The organism is Roseomonas nitratireducens, from assembly GCF_017813355.1.
Classification (GTDB): Bacteria; Pseudomonadota; Alphaproteobacteria; order Acetobacterales; family Acetobacteraceae; genus Neoroseomonas; species Neoroseomonas nitratireducens.
Genome location: NZ_JAGIYZ010000033.1, coordinates 15884 through 31441, shown reverse-complemented (window position 1 = coordinate 31441; position 15558 = coordinate 15884). Strand labels below are relative to the sequence as shown.

Here is a 15558-nt window from a genome sequence, read left to right as displayed (position 1 = left end):
GGGCGCGGCGGGGCGGCGCTCGGCGGCCGGGGCGCGCCCTCGGCGGCGGGCGCGACCGGCTCCGGCGCCTCGACCGGCACGGTCTGCGCCGCGGCGGACAGGGCGAGCAGCAACGGAAGGGCGAACAGCCAACGAAAACGGATCATGCCGGCAGGGACCCCATCGGGCCGGTCGCGGTCAAGCCACGGACCCCGGTTGCGGGGCGGGCCGCCCGGGTCCAGCATCGCAGCGCAGCATGAACGCCTCCCCTTCCGTCTGGACCGTGATGCTCGCCCTGCTCGGCACGCATCTCGCCGGGATGGGGGTGTTCCTCGCGGTCCCCGTCCTGGCGCCGGCGATAGCGGCCGAAGCGGGCATTCCTGCGGCACTGGCCGGGGTGCATACGGCACTGGTCTATGCCGGGGCATTGGTTTCGGGGCCGCTCGCCGGCGCCTTCATCCGCCGCTTCGGGGCGATCCGGGTGCTGCAAGCCGGGCTGGTGTTCTGCGGCCTGGCGGTGGCGCTGGCGGTCATTCCGCATCCGGTGGCACTCGCCGCCTCGGCGCTCGCCTGCGGGCTGGGGCATGGGCCGGTGACGCCGGCGGGCAGCCATCTGCTCGCGCAGAAGGCCCCGGCGCGGCGGCGGGCGCTGATCTTCAGCCTGAAGCAATGCGGGGTGCCGGCCGGGGCGATGCTGATCGCGGCCGTCACGCCGCTGGTCGCGCAGGCCTATGGCTGGCGGGCGGGGATCCTGTCGGTCGCGGCCTTCCTCGCCGCCTCGGCGCTGGTGCTGCAGCCGCTGCGCGGGCCGCTGGATGCGGAACGGGACCGGACGGCGGCGCTGGGCGACCTGCGGGCGGTGTGGCGGGCGGCGCTGGGCAGCCTGTCCATCCTGCGGGAGATGCCGGTGCTACGGCGGATGACGGCGATGTCGGCGCTGTATGGCGTCTCCCAGTTCTGCTTTTCGTCCTTCTTCGTGGTGTTCCAGGTGGAAGCGCTCGGCGTGCCGCTGACCGAGGCCGGGTTCCGCCTGGCCATGGCGCAGGCGGCCGGCGTCTTCGGGCGGGTCTTCTGGGGGCTGGTGGCCGATCGTGTCGGCGCCGGGCCGGTGCTGAGCGGGCTGGGGGTGGCGGCGGCGGCCTCGGGGCTCGCGCTGCTGCTGGCCGGGCCCGACTGGCCGGGCTTCATCCTGACGCTGGCGGGGATGGGCATGGGGGCGACGGCGATCGGCTGGAACGGGGTGTTCCTGGCCGAGACGGCGCGGCTCGCGCCCCCCGGCCAGGTGGGGGCCACCACGGCCGCGACCGGCTTCGTCTTCGGCGCCTGCATGCTGGTCGGCCCGCCGCTGTTCTCGGTGATGGTGCAGGCGAGCGGCGGCTACGCGCTGGGCTTCGGCCTGTGCGCCGCGACGGCCCTGCTCGGCGCAGCCCTGGTGCGCGGCGCCGGGGGTGTTGCCAGGGCGTGAAACCGGGCTAGGTGAGGGACATGATCACGGTGCTCACCATCCTCGTCGGGCTGGCCATGCTGGCGACGCTCGGCGTGCTGCTCGCGGGCGTGCTCGGCATGGCCGGCGGCAGCGGCAATTCCGGGCGGGCGAACCGGCTGATGCGCTGGCGCATCGGGCTGCAGTTCCTCGCCCTGGGTCTTTTCGCGCTGCTGCTGCTGCTGGTGAAGCGGTAGCGCCACGAACTTGCCGCCACCGGGCGGCCCCCGTATTTTCCGCCCCCTGCGTGCGGCCAGGCCGCACGCCCCATCCGGAAGGCACACGGTCGAACAATGAAGGTCCTGGTCCCCGTCAAGCGGGTGGTCGACTACAACGTGAAGGTCCGCGTGAAGGCGGACGGCACCGGCGTCGAGACCGCGAACGTCAAGATGTCGATGAACCCCTTCGACGAGATCGCGGTCGAGGAAGCCGTGCGGCTGAAGGAGAAGGGGGTCGCCACCGAGATCGTGGCCATCTCCGCCGGCCCCACCGCGGCGCAGGAGCAGATCCGCACCGCGCTCGCCATGGGCGCCGACCGCGGCATCCTCGTCGAGCATGACGGCGTGCTGGAACCGCTCGCGGTCGCGAAGATCCTCAAGGCGATCGTCGCCAAGGAAGGGCCGGCGCTGGTCATCCTCGGCAAGCAGGCGATCGACGACGACATGAACGCCACGGGCCAGATGCTGGCAGCACTTCTCGGCTGGGGCCAGGGCACCTTCGCGTCCAAGATCGAGAAGGACGGCGAGGCGCTGAAGGTGACCCGCGAAGTCGATGGCGGGCTCGAGACCGTCTCGCTCAAGCTGCCGGCGATCGTGACGACCGACCTGCGGCTGAACGAGCCGCGCTACGCGTCGCTGCCCAACATCATGAAGGCGCGCAAGAAGCCGATCGAGACGGTGAAGCCGGCCGATCTCGGCGTCGACGTCACGCCGCGGCTGACCGTGGTGAAGGTTGAGGAACCGCCGAAGCGCCAGGCGGGCCGGAAGGTCGGCTCGGTCGAGGAACTGGTGGCGGCGCTGCGCAACGAAGCGAAGGTGATCTGACCATGGCCGTGCTCGTTCTCGCCGACCACAAGGACGGCGCCGTGTCCCAGCCGACGCGGTCCACCGTCGCCGCCGCGCAGAAGCTCGGGGAAGTGCATGTGCTGGTGGCCGGCGAAGGTGCCGCCGCCGCCGCGTCCGCCGCGGCGAAGATGCCGGGCGTGGCGAAGGTGCTGACGGCCGAGGGCGGCCCGGCGCTCGCCGAGCCGATGGCCGCGCTGATCGTGGCGCTGGCGCCGGGCTATTCGCACCTGCTCGCCCCGGCCTCCGCCGCGGGCAAGAACGTGATGCCGCGCGCCGCCGCGCTGCTCGACGTGCAGATCCTGTCCGACATCGCAGGCGTGGTGGATGCCGACACCTTCGTCCGCCCGATCTATGCGGGCAACGCGATGGCGACGGTGAAGTCGTCGGATGCGACGAAGGTGATCACGGTGCGCGCCGCGTCCTTCGACCCGGTGCCGGCCGAGGGCGGGTCCGCGCCGATCGAGGCGGCGCCCGCCGCCGCCGATCCGGGGCTTTCGACCTTCCTGGGTTCGGAGATCGTGAAGTCCGAGCGGCCGGAGCTGACGGCCGCGCGCATCGTCGTCTCCGGCGGCCGCGCGATGGCGAGTGCGGAGAACTTCGCCATCATCGAGAAGGTGGCCGACAAGCTCGGCGCCGCCGTGGGTGCTTCCCGCGCCGCGGTCGATGCGGGCTATGCGCCGAACGACATGCAGGTCGGCCAGACCGGCAAGATCGTCGCGCCGGACCTGTATATCGCCGTCGGCATCTCCGGTGCCATCCAGCACCTGGCAGGGATGAAGGACAGCAAGGTGATCGTCGCCATCAACAAGGACGAGGAGGCGCCGATCTTCCAGGTCGCCGACTACGGCCTGGTGGCCGACCTCTTCAAGGCGGTCCCCGAACTGGAAGCCGAACTCTCGAAGTGACGCAGCCCCCCGCGGCCTTGTTTGCGGAACGACAAAGAAGGTTGGGGGGCACGGGGGGAAGTTCTCTTCCCCCCGTTTTCTTTTTCACCCTGTTGAGGAGGCCGTGATGGCTGAAATCGCGAAGGTCGGCGTCATCGGCGCCGGCCTCATGGGCAACGGCATCGCGCATGTCGCCGCATTGTCCGGCCTGTCCGTCGTGCTGATGGATGTCAGCCAGCCCGCGCTCGACAAGGCGATGGCGACCATGTCCGGCAACATGGACCGGCAGGTGAAGAAGGCGATCATCACGGCCGAGGACAAGGCCGCCGCGCTGGCGCGCATCGCCACCGCCACGACGAATGACGGCTTCGCCGATTGCGACATCGTCATCGAGGCGGCGACCGAGAACGAGGAGATCAAGAAGAAGATCTTCGCGGGCCTGGTATCGGTGCTGAAGCCGGACGCGATCCTCGCGTCGAACACCTCGTCGATCCCCATCACGCGGCTCGCCGCCGCGACCGACCGCCCGCAGCGCTTCATCGGCATGCATTTCTTCAACCCCGTGCCGATGATGAAGCTGGTCGAGATCATCCGCGGCCTGGCCACCGACGACGCGACGGCGGCGGCGGTGGAAGCGCTGGCGAAGCGCATGGGCAAGGCGCCGGTCGCGGCCGGGGACTGGCCGGGCTTCGTGGTGAACCGCGTGCTGTGTCCCATGCTGAACGAGGCGATCCAGGCGCTGATGGAAGGCGTGGGCGACGTGCGCGCGATCGACGAGGGCATGAAGCTCGGCGCCAACCATCCGATGGGGCCGCTCGAGCTGTCGGATTTCGTCGGCCTCGACACGCTGCTGAGCGTGATGAAGGTGCTGCACGAGGGCCTGGGCGATCCGAAGTACCGCCCTTCCCCGCTGCTGGCGAAGTATGTCGAGGCCGGCTGGCTCGGCCGGAAGTCGGGGCGCGGCTTCTACGACTATTCGACCAGCCCGCCGACGCCGACGCGCTGACCCGCCTTGCGCCGGCGGGGTGCCGGCGCGATCTTCCGGCCATCGTCCGGGAGAGAGAACGAGATGAAGATCCAGCGGCGTGTCCTCGCCACCGGGCTGCTCGCCCTGCCCGCCATCGCGCGCGCGCAGGGCGCCTGGCAGCCGAGCCGTCCCGTCCAGCTGATCGCCGGCTTCGCGCCCGGCGGGGGCAGCGACATCATCGCGCGCACCATCGCGGAAGCCGCGGCACCGCTCTATCCGGTGCCGCTCGTCGTCATCAACCGCCCCGGCGCCGGCGGGGCGCTGGCGGCCGAGCAGGTGGCGCGCATGCCGCCCGACGGCCATGCGCTGCTGCTCGCCGGCGGGTCCGAGAGCACGAGCGTGCCCGCGCATCGCGAAGTGCCCTACGACCCGAAGCGCTCCTTCCGCGCCGTGATCCGCCTGACGCGCCACGGCCAGTTCCTGGTGGTGAAGGGGCGCGGGGGGAAGTTCGCCGACGTGAACGCGCTGATGGCGGCCGCGCGCCAGGCGCCGGAGGCGGTGAGCCATGCCTCGGCCGGCGTCGGCACGCTGACGCATTCCATCTTCCTGCTGCTCGGCCGCGCGGCGGGCGCGCAGTTCCTGCACGTGCCCTTCACCGGCGGCGGGCCGTCCATGCAGGCGATCGTCGCGGGGCAGGTCGATTGCGGCGTCGCGGCGCCGGAGGAGATGGCGGGGCTGGTCGATTCCGGCGACCTCAAGGTGCTGGCCATCGCGAGCCCCGAGCGCGCGCCCGCCTATCCCGACGTGCCCACCTTCCGCGAGCTCGGCTGGAACGTGGTGGCCGAGAACATGAAGGGCTGGGTCGGCCCCGCCGGGCTGACCGACGAGATCGCCGCCTACCACCACCAGCGCATGCGCCAGGCGATGGCCGCGCCGCAATGGCAGCGCTTCATGGAACGCTCCCGCGAACCGGACGGCTATGCCGACGGGCCGGGCTTCCAGCAGGCGATGGACAATCTGCTCGACTCGATCCGCTCCGCACTCCGAGGCTGAACCGCATGACCCCGATCCTTCCCCCCGCGCGCGTCGCCTTCATCGGCCTGGGCGTGATGGGTGCGGCGATGGCCGCCAACATCCTCAAGGCGGGCTTCCGCCTGACCGTGTCCACGCGCAGCCGGGACAAGGCCGAAGCCCTGCTCGCCGCCGGCGCGGACTGGGCGCCGACGGCGCAGGACGCCGCCGACGGCGCCGCCTGCGTCTGCCTCTGCGTGCCCGACACGCCGGATGTGGAGGCGGTGCTGTTCGGCGATGACGGCGTGGTGCACGGCGCCGCGGCCGGGACGGTGGTGATCGACTTCTCCACCATCGCCGCCGCGGCATCCGCCGATTTCGCGCGGCGGATGGCCGAACGCGGCGTGGTGCTGCTCGACAGCCCGGTCTCGGGCGGGCCGCAGGGCGCGATCGACGGCACGCTGACCTGCATGGTGGGCGGCGCCGATGCCGGGTTTTCCGCCGCGCGCGCGGTGTTCGACGCGGTCGGCAAGACCATCACGCTGCTCGGCCCCGCCGGGTCGGGGCAGATCTGCAAGTCGGCCAACCAGCTGATCATCGTCGCGGCCATGCAGGCGGCGGCGGAAGCGCTGACCATGGGCCGCAAGGCGGGGCTCGACCCCGCGCTGATGCGCCAGGCGCTGCTCGGCGGCTCGGCGCGGTCCTTCGTGCTGGAAAGCCACGCCAAGCGGATGCTGGACGGCAACTTCAAGCCGGGCTTCCGGGCGGAGCTGATGCGCAAGGACATGCGCCTCGCGCTCGGCGCGGTGCGGGAGAACGGCGTCTTCGCGCCATCGACCGCGCTCGCCGCGCAGATGATGGAGGCGGTGGTGAATTCCGGGCGCGGGGGCGACGACTGCGCGTCGATCGGCGCGCTGGTCGCGGAACTGTCGGGCGTGAAGGGCTGAACGGCGATGGAGCCGTCCTCGCTGCGCGGGCGTCTCCATCACCTCTACCACGGCACGCAGGCGGATGCCTGCCGCTTCCGCTACGGCGTGCTGGCCTTCGACCTGGCGACGATCGGCTTCGTCATCGCCACCTCCTTCCTGCCGCGCAGCCTCGCCGTCGAGGCGGTGGACGTGCTGGTGGGCCTGGTGCTGGTGGGCGAATTCGCCGCCCGCGTCGCGGCCAGCCGCGTCCCGTGGCGGGAAGCGCTGCGCCCGGCCTCGCTCGTGGACGCGCTGGCCATCGCCTCCTTCCTCGCGCCGCTGGCGGGCGAAGGGCTGGGCTTCCTGCGCGTGCTGCGGACGCTGCGGCTGGTGCATTCCTACCGCATGCTCGGGGTGCTGCGGCGGGACTTCGCCTTCTTCCGCCGGCATGAGGAAGCCTTCCTCGCGGCGACGCACCTGCTCGTCTTCATCTTCGTCATGACGGCGCTGGTGTATGAGACGCAGCACGCGCACAACGAGCAGATCTCGCACTACGCCGATGCGCTGTACTTCACCGTCACGGCGCTGACGACGACCGGCTTCGGGGACATCACCCTGCCGGGGACGACGGGGCGGCTGATTTCCGTCGTCATCATGATCGCCGGCGTGACGCTGTTCCTGCGGCTGGCGCAGGCGCTGTTCCGGCCATCCAAGGTGCGCTTCGCCTGCCCGTCCTGCGGGCTGTCGCGGCACGAGCCGGACGCGGTGCACTGCAAGGCCTGCGGCACGCTGCTGAACATCCCCGACGAGGGGCGGGAGTGATCACGCCGCGGCCATGGCGCGCAGCGCGGCCGCGGTCTCCTCATCCGCCGGGAAGAAGGTCTCGAGCGTCAGTTCGGCCAGCATCACGTCGGTCGCCGTGCCGAACACCGTCGTGGTGCCGATGAAGGCGAGTTCCCCGCCGCCGGGGGCGCGCAGCCGCAGCGGCATGGCGATCAGCGCGCGCTCGCGCTCGGCCATCCCCGGCGGCGGGTCCTGCCCGGCCGGGTAGCGCGCCACCTCCTCCATCAGCGCGAGCAGCGCGGGATCGGCGGAGACCTCCGCGTCGCGCCGCAGCCGGTCGAGGATATGCGTCTTCCAGGCGCGCAGGTTGGCGATGCGCGGCGCGAGCCCTTCGGGATGCAGGCTGAGCCGCAGCACGTTGACCGGCGGCGTGGCGAGCGCGGGGGCGACGCCGTCCATCAGCCGCGCCGCGATCCGGTTCGCCGCGACCAGCGTCCAGTGCCGGTCCACCGCGAGCGCGGGATAGGGCTCGTGGCCGGCGAGGATCATGCGCACCGCCTCCATCGCCGGGCGCAGCGCGGGATCGTCGATCGCGCGTTCGCCGTATTCCGGCGCATGGCCTGCGGCGACGAGCAGCGCGTTGCGCGCGCGCAGCGGCACGGACAGGTGCTCGGCCAGGCGCAGCACCATCTCCCGGCTCGGCCGCGCGCGGCCGGATTCGACGAAGGACAGGTGGCGCTGGGAGATCTCCGCCTCCAGCGCCAGGTCGAGCTGGCTGCGCCGCCGGCGGGTGCGCCATTCGCGCAGCATGGGTCCGAAATCGCTCATGCGGCGCATCCTGCCATGCCGCCGCGTCGCGCGCCGATGACCTCCGAGGTAATCGCGCCGCCGCGTCCGCCCTGGCACGGATGGGGCATCGGAACCGAGGAGAGCCCCATGCCGAGCATTCCCACGACAGGCCTGCTGCGCACCGCCCTGCTGGCCGACGCCGCGACGAGCGGCGCGAGCGGCCTCGCGCTGGTCGTCGCACCCGCGGCGATCGCGCAGGCGACCGCCCTGCCCCACGGCCTGCTGCTCGCCGCGGGGCTGTTCTTCCTGCCCTATGCGGGGCTGCTCGCCTGGCTCGCCGCGCGGCGTGCGGTGCCGCGCTGGATGGTCGGGCTGCTCGCCGCGGGCAACCTGCTCTGGGCGGTGGAATGCGCGGCGCTGCCGCTGCTCGGCCTGGTCGCGCCGAACGGATGGGGAATCGCCTTCCTGGCGGCGCAGGCCGTCGCGGTCGCGGTCTTCGCCGAACTCTACATCCTGGCGATGCGGCGCGCGGCGCGCGCGGCCTGAAGCCTCATCGCCAGACCATCAGGTCGTTCTCGCCTTCCTGCACCGTCTCCCCGCGCTGGTTGCGCAGCAGGAAGGCGAGGGTGACGATGCCGCGGTCGGGCTTGCGCGTCGGGCGTTTCGACGCGACGCGCACCTCCGCCGCGATGCGGTCCCCCACCAGGATCGGCCCGGTGAACTTCCACCGCCAGCCGAGCGAGACGATCGCCGCGAAGCGCGTCTCCGCCCGGTTCTTCAGCCCGTCGCACAAGGCGAGCCCGAGCAGCCCATGCGCGACGCGCCCGGGATAGCCCAGGCCGCGCGCATACTCGTCGTCCATGTGGATATCGTAGAAGTCGCCGGTCAGCCCGGCGAAGCCGAGGATGTGGCCCTCGGTCACCGTGATCCCGGGCGTGGCGAAGACGAGCCCTTCCTCGATCGCGTCGAAGCGCAGCGGCGCCATCAGAAGCGCGGCATCAGCAGGCCGCCGTCGACGGGGAAGGAATGCCCGGTCGAATAGGGCATCGCGCCGGCGGCGAGCGTGGCGATGGCGCGGCCGATATCCTCGGCCTCTCCCCAGCGGCGGATCGGCACGAGGCCGCCCTCGATCTGCGCCGCGTAGCGGTCCCACACCTCCTTCGTCATGTCGGTGCGGATCATCCCCGGCTGGATGTCGTAGGTGTTGATGCCGTGTTCGGCGAGCCGCATGGCGAACAGCCGCGCGATCATCGTCACGCCCGCCTTGGACACGCAGTATTCGGCCCGGTTCAGCGAGGCCATCACCGCGTTCACCGAGGAGACGAAGGCGAGGCTGCGATGCCCGCGCACGGGCGCGCCCGGCGCGATCATGCGCTTCGCCACGGCCTGGCTGAGGAAGAAGGTGCCGCGCGCGTTCACGTCGAGCAGCCGGTCCCAGGATTCGGGTGTCGTCTCCAGCATGTCCTGGCGGGTCGCGACCTGCACGCCGGCGACGTTCGCCAGGCATTCGAGCCCGCCGAAGGCGCCCCAGGCGGCATCGACCAGCGCGGCATGCGCCGCGACGTCGCCGATATCGGCCCTGACGAAGGCGAAGGCGCGGCCCGCGGCCTCCACCCCCGCGCGCGTCTGGGCGGCACCTTCCTCGCTGATGTCGGCGCCGACAACGTCGAAGCCCTTTTCCGCCAGGGCGACGCAGGTGGCGCGGCCGATGCCGCGCCGCGCGCCGGTGACGAGTGCGGCGGGCCTCATCGGGACAGTTTCCTCGCCATGGTCTTCCTCCGGTCCTGGTTCACGCCGCGCCGGAGGCGCCGGGTCCCGCTGCCGGGATCCAGCCCTTCGGACGTCGTGCCGAGGATGGTGGCCGCAAGGCGCGGAAGCCGCCAGCCCGGCCCGCGCGCGGCGAGCGAGGATGTCCGATCCGGCGCCGCCCGGGCGAAGGCCGGCGCGGCCTACGCGCCCCGTCCTGGCGGGAAGATGCGCTGCTCGAGGTCGAACGGCGTCTCCTCGGTGCTGTGATGGGTCCGAATTCGCCTGCCGGAATCGTACATATCGACCGGACCTTCCCAGTTTCCGAAGTCCAGCTCGAAGTATCCGGTCTCGCCGATCGGCCTGACGGTGTATTCCTGGAGTTCCCGCGCGACGATCACTTCTGCATTCGTGCGACGCGACAGATCTCTCGCGAGGAGGGATTCGGAGGTCGGAAGATTCAAGTCCGGGATGCTGCCCATCGGCGGCTGGCCGACGAGGCAGGAGTGGAACACGATATATCTGAACAGGCCCGCCAGGGCGGAGAAGCACTGCGCGTTGCGCATCTCGAGATTGAAGACCCCGATCTGCACGAAGTCCCGGGTGCCATGCGCCATGATGTGAAGGGCGTCGAAGGCTCCGTACCCGTGCATCTCCTGCGCGTTCTGGCAGCGCGTCGCGACCGCCTTGACCAGCGTGCTGGTCAGCTCGTCCGGACGGGCGCGACGTGTCCACCAGGATTTCGGCGCGACGATCCGGTCCGGCGCCCCGACGGGAAGTTCCGTGGTCGGCGGCCCGTAACCGTTCGTGCTGGAATGGTTCAGCCTCGGATCGTGCAGGATCACCTGGCGGCCACGCTTGAAGTTCACGTCCATCCATCCTTCGCGGTTCGAGGCTGGACGCGTTATCGCCGAGGACGTTCGCGAAACGATGTGACGCGCGATACGCTGCGCGAATGAAGGCTTCCGGCGCGCCCGGATCGCGAGGCGCGGCGTGCGGGCTGCTTCGTCCCGGCACCGGCGAGGTGGCGCGGGGCGGATCAGGCGTGACGCCGCCCGATCGGCCGGTGATCGGGCCCGATCCGGTCGGGCCGGGCCGCATGGCCGGATATCCTGTTCCGCCGAATCGCGATTCCCGATCGGCTCGTGCGCAACCGGCGGCGACGCGCTGGCCCCGACATGCAAAGGCCCGCCCCGCCATCTGGCGGAGCGGGCCCCACGCCGTTGACCGGCGCCGTTTTCCTGGACGTTGCCCCGAACTGAGCGGCGTGATCTGACAAGGCATTAACGCATCCGGTCAACCGGGTAGGTGTGCGGTGCAACATGAGCGGGTCGAAACAATGCGCATCCTCGTGATCAACTCGAACACGACCGATTCGGTCACCGACCGGATCGGCGCGGCCGCACGCGCCGTCGCCTCCCCGGGGACGGAGATCGAGGCGGTCTCCGCCCCCTTCGGCCTGCCGCTGATCGTCACCCGGGCGGATTGGCTGGTGGCGGGGCCGGCGACGCTCGCGGCGCTCGCCGCGCGGCGCGGCACCTACGACGCGGCGGTGATCGCCTGCTTCGGCGATCCGGGGCTCGACGCGGCGAAGGAACTGGTGGACGTCCCCGTGCTCGGCATCAGCGAGGCCGCCTTCCACGCCGCCTGCATGCTCGGCCGGCGCTTCGGCGTCGTCTCCTTCACCGCCGCGCTGCGGCCGATGTTCGAGGAATGCCTGGCCCATCACGGCCTGACGGCGCGCTGCGCCGGCTTCCGCATGGGCCCGCCCTTCGCGGGCGATCCGGGGCGCGTGGCGGAAGAACGGCTCGACCTGCTGGCCGCGCTCTGCGCCGAAAGCGCGGAGCAGGACGGGGCGGAGGCGATCATCCTGGCCGGCGGGCCGCTGGCCGGCATCGCGCCGCTGCTGCAGCCGCGCGTCGCCGTGCCGCTGCTGGACGGCACCCAGGCGGCGGTGCGGCTGGCCGAGGCGATGGCCGGCCTGATGCCGCGCAGCCCGCGCCCACGCCGCGCCCGCGCGCTGACCGGCTTCGCGGAGGACGTCGCTTCGCTCTACGGGCGGGCATGACATGGCGCGGGCGGATGGGCCGCTCGCGCGGGGATGACGCGGCGGGCCGCCGCGCCCATCCTGTGCCGCACCCTCAGCGGATCATGCCGTGGCCTACCTGATCGAGGCGCTGCTCTTCCTGCTGCCCTTCGCGGCCTATGGGCTGTGGCGGCGGATGAACCCCTCGGCCCAGCCGAGCACGATCCTGCTCGCGCTCGGGGCGATCGGCGTCGCGCTGATGCTGGCCGGCGCCTTCTGGTACGGGCTGTCGCGCAGCATGCCGCGCGGGACGGTCTACGTGCCCGCGCATATCGAAGGCGAGCGCGTCGAGCCAGGCCATGCGGAGCCGCGGCGATGAGGCAGGCGCCGGTCGCGATCGCGCCCCGCCCCGGCTTCCTCGACCTGCCCCCGGTGGCCGAGGCGCTGGCCGCCCTGCCCGGCGCGCGCGCGGTCGGCGGCTGCGTGCGCGATGCGCTGGCGGGGCTGGCTTCCGCCGACATCGACATCGCGGCCCCGCTGCCGCCGGAGGAGACCGCGCGGCGGCTGCTTGCCGCCGGCTTCGCGGTGCATGAGACCGGCCTGTCGCACGGCACGGTCACCGCGGTGCGCCACGGCATGCCGATGGAGATCACCGCGCTGCGGCGGGACATCGTGACCGATGGCCGCCATGCCGAGGTCGCCTGGACCACCGACTGGCGGGAGGACGCGGCGCGGCGGGACTTCACCATCAACGCCATGTCGCTCGGCGCCGATGGGCTGCTGCACGACTATTTCGCCGGCCGGGCGGACCTCGCCGCGGGGATCGTGCGCTTCGTGGGGGATCCGGACACGCGGCTCGCCGAGGATTATCTCCGCGCGCTGCGCTTCTTCCGCTTCCAGGCGCGCTACGGGCGGGGCGCGCCGGATGCGGCGGCGGTGGCGGCAATCCGCCGCGCCGTGCCGGGCCTCGCGCGGCTGTCGGCCGAGCGGGTGTGGATGGAGCTGAAGCGCATCCTCGCCGCGCCCGATCCCGTGGCGACGCTGGCACTGATGGCGCAGACGGGCGTGCTTGGCGCGGTGCTGCCGGAGGCGGGGGATGTCGGCGCCGGCGAGCGGCACGGGCTGGCGGCGCTGCGGCGGCTGGTGGCGGCCGGGGCGCCGGCGGATCCGCTGCTGCGGATCGCGGCCCTGCTGCCGGAGGATGGGCGCAGGGAGGCGGCGTCGATTCGGTCCAGGCTGAAGCTTTCGGGGGCCGAGGGCGCGGCGCTGGCCAACCTGGCCGCGGAGGGGGAGAGGATCGCCTGGCTCGCGGGATTCACCGATCTCCCGCTGCTGGACCCTGCGCTCGACGGCAGGGGGCTCCGCCTTTTCCTCGCGCGGCGGACGGAGGCGAGCCTGGGCGAGATCGAGGCCGAGGCCTGGCTTGCCGAGGCGCGGGACGGGCGCGACCGGAGCGCGCTGCGGGCGCGGATCGCGGCGACGGAGGTGCCGGTCTTCCCGCTGCTCGGCCGGGACCTGCTGGCGGAAGGCGTCCCGCCGGGCCCCGCGGTCGGGCGGCTGCTGGGGGCGTTGCGCGAAGCCTGGCTGGCGGGCGGCTGCGTGGCGACGCGGGAGGAGATGCTGGACGAGGCGCGGCGGCAGCTCTGAGGCGGGGCCGTGCGCTTCGATGGGACCGACGGCGGGGCCGCGCGCCTTGATGGGACCGGCGGCGGGGCCGCACTCGGGGGAGAGTGGGGGATCCGGCCCCGCCGCCTTCACCGGAACGAAACAAGAACTAGCACATCCCGAACGCGCCCGGCAAGTCTCGCCCCATGACATGATCGGGACGGCCGCGTGATGCTTCCCCGCCCCGTTGCGACGCCTTCCCAAGGCCGCGCGCCAAGTCCCGGCGGGTGCAGGGGACACTGTCCCCTGCCGGGGGAGCGCGAGGGGGCTGGCCCCCTCGCCGCACCGCCGCACGGACACTGTCCCCTGCCGGGGGAGCGCGAGGGGGCTGGCCCCCTCGCCGCACCACCGCGCGGACCCTGCCCCCTGCCGGGGGAGCGCGAGGGGCTGCCCCCTCGCGGCACCGTCGCGCGGCCCCTGCCGCCCCTCGCATTCCGTCCGTGGCCGTTCTGCCCTATCCCCTTCCCCCGCATGACCTCCTCCGCCCTCCTGCGCCGCCTCTGGCGCGGCTATGTCGCCTTGCATCGCCGCGGCATCGCCATCGCGCTGCTCTGCACCTTCGGCGTCGCGGGCATGACCGCGCTCTATCCGGTCGTGATCCAGCAGGCCTTCGACCGCTTCACCTCCGGCCAGCATGACGGGCTGTGGCTGGTCCCGATCGTGGTGGTGGTGGTGACGGCGCTGAAGGCCGCCGCGCAGTTCGGCCAGGCGGTGGCGATCCAGGCCGTGGTGCTGCGGGTGATCGAGGCGCTGCAATCCGACCTGTTCCGCGCGCTGACGCGCGCCGACCTCGCGATGGTGGCGCGGGAGGCGCCGGCGCGGCATGCCGCGCGCTTCACCACCGATGCCGCGCTGATCCGGGAGGCGCTGACCAAGTCCATCAACGCCGTCGCCGATGCGCTGACGGTCGTGGGGCTCGTCGCCTCGATGGTCTGGCTCGACTGGCAGATGTCGCTGGTCGCGGCGCTGCTCTATCCGCTCGCGATCCTGCCGATCCTCAAGCTCGGCAAGCGCATCCGCCGCGCCTCGGGCGGCATGCAGGAACGGGTGGGCGAAGCGGCGGCCGCGCTGACGGAATCCTTCGGCGCCGCGCGCGTGGTGCGCGCCTATCGGCTGGAGGCGGCGGAGGAAGCGCGCGCCGCGCGGCTGTTCGCCCGGCTGCGGGAGAGCCTGTACGGCATCGCGCGCACGCGCGCCTCGCTCGACCCGCTGCTGGAGGTGCTGGGCGGGCTCGCGGTGGCCGCGGTGATCGCCTTCGTCGGCTGGCGCGTGTCGTCCGGCGCGGGGACGCTCGGGGAATTCACCGGCTTCGTCGCCGCGCTGCTGATCGCATCGCGCCCGGTGCGGGCGCTGGGGTCGCTGAACGCGGCGATGCAGGAAGGCTTCGCGGGGCTGTCGCGCGTGTTCGGCGTGATGGATGCGGACCGGCGCGTGGTGGATGCGCCGGGCGCGGCCGCGCTGCCGGCGGGCCATGGCCGGGTTGAGTTCGCCGGCGTCGGCTTCACGTATGAGGGCGTGCCGGATGCGGCGCTGGCCGGCCTGTCCTTCGTCGCGGAACCCGGCCAGACCGTCGCGCTGGTCGGGCCGTCCGGGGCGGGGAAGTCCACCGCCATCGCGCTGGTGCCGCGGCTGTACGACGCGACCGAGGGCGCGGTGCTGGTCGATGGCGCGGACACGCGCGCGGCTTCGCTCGCCAGCCTGCGCGACGCCATCGCCTATGTGGGGCAGGAGGCGGTGATCTTCGACGACACCGCCTTCGCCAACATCGCCTGCGGGCGGGAGGGCGCGACGCGCGCGCAGGTGGAGGACGCCGCCCGCGCCGCCGCCGCGCATGACTTCATCGCGGCGCTGCCCGAGGGCTATGACAGCGTGCTGGGCCCGGCCGGGTCGCGGCTGTCGGGCGGGCAGCGGCAGCGCATCGCGCTGGCCCGCGCGCTGCTGCGCGACCCGCGCATCCTGCTGCTGGACGAGGCAACGAGCGCGCTGGACGCCGAGAACGAGGCGCTGGTGCAGCAGGCGCTCAATCGCCTGCGCCAGGGCCGCACCACGCTGGTGATCGCGCATCGGCTCGCCACCGTGCGCGACGCCGACCGGATCGTGGTGATGGAGAAGGGCCGCGCGGTCGAGCAGGGCACGCATGCCGAGCTGATGGCGGCCGATGGGCTCTATGCGAGGCTCGTGCGCACCCAGGCCTTCGGGTAGCGGCCCCGCGCGCGTGGCCGGGACCGACGCCATCCTGGGAGAGCGCGCATG

The 15558-nt window shown here is 72.6% G+C and carries 17 protein-coding genes; 13 read left to right on the top strand and 4 right to left on the bottom strand.

Translation table 11 applies throughout. The annotated features are described in order from the left end of the window. Nucleotides 1–235: 235 nt before the first annotated feature. The 8 genes from J5Y09_RS22295 to J5Y09_RS22260 all read left to right on the top strand — a co-directional run bounded on the left by J5Y09_RS22295 (nucleotide 236) and on the right by J5Y09_RS22260 (nucleotide 7118). Nucleotides 236–1444: an MFS transporter gene (locus J5Y09_RS22295; protein ID WP_209354064.1), complete on the top strand. Its 1209-nt coding sequence runs from the start codon at nucleotides 236–238 to the stop codon at nucleotides 1442–1444. A 20-nt stretch (nucleotides 1445–1464) separates the two neighbouring features. Next, nucleotides 1465–1659 carry a twin transmembrane helix small protein gene (locus J5Y09_RS22290; RefSeq protein WP_209354063.1) on the top strand — a complete coding sequence of 65 codons (195 nt, stop codon included), beginning with the start codon at nucleotides 1465–1467 and terminating at the stop codon, nucleotides 1657–1659. Between the two features lie 96 nt (nucleotides 1660–1755). Beyond that, nucleotides 1756–2505: an electron transfer flavoprotein subunit beta/FixA family protein gene (locus J5Y09_RS22285; RefSeq protein ID WP_209354062.1), complete on the top strand. Its 750-nt coding sequence runs from the start codon at nucleotides 1756–1758 to the stop codon at nucleotides 2503–2505. 2 nt (nucleotides 2506–2507) lie between these two features. Continuing rightward, on the top strand, nucleotides 2508–3431 hold the full coding sequence (locus J5Y09_RS22280; RefSeq protein WP_209354061.1) for an electron transfer flavoprotein subunit alpha/FixB family protein: 924 nt from the start codon (nucleotides 2508–2510) through the stop codon (nucleotides 3429–3431). Nucleotides 3432–3537: 106 nt separating this feature from the next. Then, a complete protein-coding gene (locus J5Y09_RS22275) occupies nucleotides 3538–4416 on the top strand; it encodes a 3-hydroxybutyryl-CoA dehydrogenase (protein WP_209354060.1) in 879 nt (292 codons plus the stop codon). Between the two features lie 63 nt (nucleotides 4417–4479). Then, on the top strand, nucleotides 4480–5430 hold the full coding sequence (locus tag J5Y09_RS22270; protein ID WP_209354059.1) for a Bug family tripartite tricarboxylate transporter substrate binding protein: 951 nt from the start codon (nucleotides 4480–4482) through the stop codon (nucleotides 5428–5430). A gap of 5 nt (nucleotides 5431–5435) precedes the next feature. Further along, entirely contained in the window at nucleotides 5436–6335 is a 900-nt protein-coding gene (locus J5Y09_RS22265) for an NAD(P)-dependent oxidoreductase (RefSeq protein ID WP_209354058.1), read from the top strand. A 6-nt stretch (nucleotides 6336–6341) separates the two neighbouring features. Further along, complete coding sequence (locus tag J5Y09_RS22260; RefSeq protein ID WP_209354057.1) at nucleotides 6342–7118, top strand: potassium channel family protein; 777 nt, start codon at nucleotides 6342–6344, stop codon at nucleotides 7116–7118. On the opposite strand, the gene J5Y09_RS22255 is transcribed toward J5Y09_RS22260, so the two are convergent. Continuing rightward, complete coding sequence (locus tag J5Y09_RS22255; protein ID WP_245217332.1) at nucleotides 7119–7907, bottom strand: helix-turn-helix transcriptional regulator; 789 nt, start codon at nucleotides 7905–7907, stop codon at nucleotides 7119–7121. Nucleotides 7908–8015: 108 nt separating this feature from the next. Between J5Y09_RS22255 and J5Y09_RS22250 the strand changes: the two genes are divergently transcribed. After that, complete coding sequence (locus J5Y09_RS22250; RefSeq protein ID WP_209354055.1) at nucleotides 8016–8414, top strand: hypothetical protein; 399 nt, start codon at nucleotides 8016–8018, stop codon at nucleotides 8412–8414. 4 nt (nucleotides 8415–8418) lie between these two features. On the opposite strand, the gene J5Y09_RS22245 is transcribed toward J5Y09_RS22250, so the two are convergent. From J5Y09_RS22245 to J5Y09_RS22235, 3 genes are all read right to left on the bottom strand, one after another. Further along, nucleotides 8419–8853, bottom strand: a complete 435-nt coding sequence (locus J5Y09_RS22245; protein WP_245217331.1) for a MaoC family dehydratase — start codon at nucleotides 8851–8853, stop codon at nucleotides 8419–8421. Next, complete coding sequence (locus J5Y09_RS22240; protein WP_209354054.1) at nucleotides 8853–9617, bottom strand: 3-ketoacyl-ACP reductase; 765 nt, start codon at nucleotides 9615–9617, stop codon at nucleotides 8853–8855. The genes J5Y09_RS22245 and J5Y09_RS22240 overlap by 1 nt, the downstream gene beginning before the upstream one ends. Nucleotides 9618–9817: 200 nt before the next feature. Beyond that, on the bottom strand, nucleotides 9818–10489 hold the full coding sequence (locus J5Y09_RS22235; RefSeq protein ID WP_209354053.1) for a hypothetical protein: 672 nt from the start codon (nucleotides 10487–10489) through the stop codon (nucleotides 9818–9820). Between the two features lie 464 nt (nucleotides 10490–10953). Between J5Y09_RS22235 and J5Y09_RS22230 the strand changes: the two genes are divergently transcribed. The 4 genes from J5Y09_RS22230 to J5Y09_RS22215 all read left to right on the top strand — a co-directional run bounded on the left by J5Y09_RS22230 (nucleotide 10954) and on the right by J5Y09_RS22215 (nucleotide 15507). Beyond that, nucleotides 10954–11682 (top strand): aspartate/glutamate racemase family protein, encoded by a 729-nt coding sequence (locus J5Y09_RS22230; protein WP_209354052.1) that lies wholly within the window; start codon nucleotides 10954–10956, stop codon nucleotides 11680–11682. 88 nt (nucleotides 11683–11770) lie between these two features. Next, the gene (locus J5Y09_RS22225) at nucleotides 11771–12019 is read left to right on the top strand and encodes a DUF6111 family protein (RefSeq protein WP_209354051.1); all 249 of its coding nucleotides are present in this window, start codon (nucleotides 11771–11773) and stop codon (nucleotides 12017–12019) included. Beyond that, on the top strand, nucleotides 12016–13287 hold the full coding sequence (locus J5Y09_RS22220; RefSeq protein ID WP_209354050.1) for a CCA tRNA nucleotidyltransferase: 1272 nt from the start codon (nucleotides 12016–12018) through the stop codon (nucleotides 13285–13287). The genes J5Y09_RS22225 and J5Y09_RS22220 overlap by 4 nt, the downstream gene beginning before the upstream one ends. A 489-nt stretch (nucleotides 13288–13776) precedes the next feature. Beyond that, the gene (locus J5Y09_RS22215; protein ID WP_209354049.1) at nucleotides 13777–15507 is read left to right on the top strand and encodes an ABC transporter ATP-binding protein; all 1731 of its coding nucleotides are present in this window, start codon (nucleotides 13777–13779) and stop codon (nucleotides 15505–15507) included. Nucleotides 15508–15558: the final 51 nt, after the last annotated feature.

Coding starts and splice junctions, on each gene's coding strand:
- J5Y09_RS22295 (WP_209354064.1), top strand. CDS start 236: ATGAACGCCTCCCCTTCCGTCTGGACCGTGATGCTCGCCCTGCTCGGC.
- J5Y09_RS22260 (WP_209354057.1), top strand. CDS start 6,342: ATGGAGCCGTCCTCGCTGCGCGGGCGTCTCCATCACCTCTACCACGGC.
- J5Y09_RS22240 (WP_209354054.1), bottom strand. CDS start 9,617: ATGAGGCCCGCCGCACTCGTCACCGGCGCGCGGCGCGGCATCGGCCGC.
- J5Y09_RS22215 (WP_209354049.1), top strand. CDS start 13,777: ATGACCTCCTCCGCCCTCCTGCGCCGCCTCTGGCGCGGCTATGTCGCC.
- J5Y09_RS22255 (WP_245217332.1), bottom strand. CDS start 7,907: ATGAGCGATTTCGGACCCATGCTGCGCGAATGGCGCACCCGCCGGCGG.
- J5Y09_RS22235 (WP_209354053.1), bottom strand. CDS start 10,489: ATGGACGTGAACTTCAAGCGTGGCCGCCAGGTGATCCTGCACGATCCG.
- J5Y09_RS22290 (WP_209354063.1), top strand. CDS start 1,465: ATGATCACGGTGCTCACCATCCTCGTCGGGCTGGCCATGCTGGCGACG.
- J5Y09_RS22275 (WP_209354060.1), top strand. CDS start 3,538: ATGGCTGAAATCGCGAAGGTCGGCGTCATCGGCGCCGGCCTCATGGGC.
- J5Y09_RS22220 (WP_209354050.1), top strand. CDS start 12,016: ATGAGGCAGGCGCCGGTCGCGATCGCGCCCCGCCCCGGCTTCCTCGAC.
- J5Y09_RS22270 (WP_209354059.1), top strand. CDS start 4,480: ATGAAGATCCAGCGGCGTGTCCTCGCCACCGGGCTGCTCGCCCTGCCC.
- J5Y09_RS22250 (WP_209354055.1), top strand. CDS start 8,016: ATGCCGAGCATTCCCACGACAGGCCTGCTGCGCACCGCCCTGCTGGCC.
- J5Y09_RS22285 (WP_209354062.1), top strand. CDS start 1,756: ATGAAGGTCCTGGTCCCCGTCAAGCGGGTGGTCGACTACAACGTGAAG.
- J5Y09_RS22230 (WP_209354052.1), top strand. CDS start 10,954: ATGCGCATCCTCGTGATCAACTCGAACACGACCGATTCGGTCACCGAC.
- J5Y09_RS22265 (WP_209354058.1), top strand. CDS start 5,436: ATGACCCCGATCCTTCCCCCCGCGCGCGTCGCCTTCATCGGCCTGGGC.
- J5Y09_RS22280 (WP_209354061.1), top strand. CDS start 2,508: ATGGCCGTGCTCGTTCTCGCCGACCACAAGGACGGCGCCGTGTCCCAG.
- J5Y09_RS22245 (WP_245217331.1), bottom strand. CDS start 8,853: ATGGCGCCGCTGCGCTTCGACGCGATCGAGGAAGGGCTCGTCTTCGCC.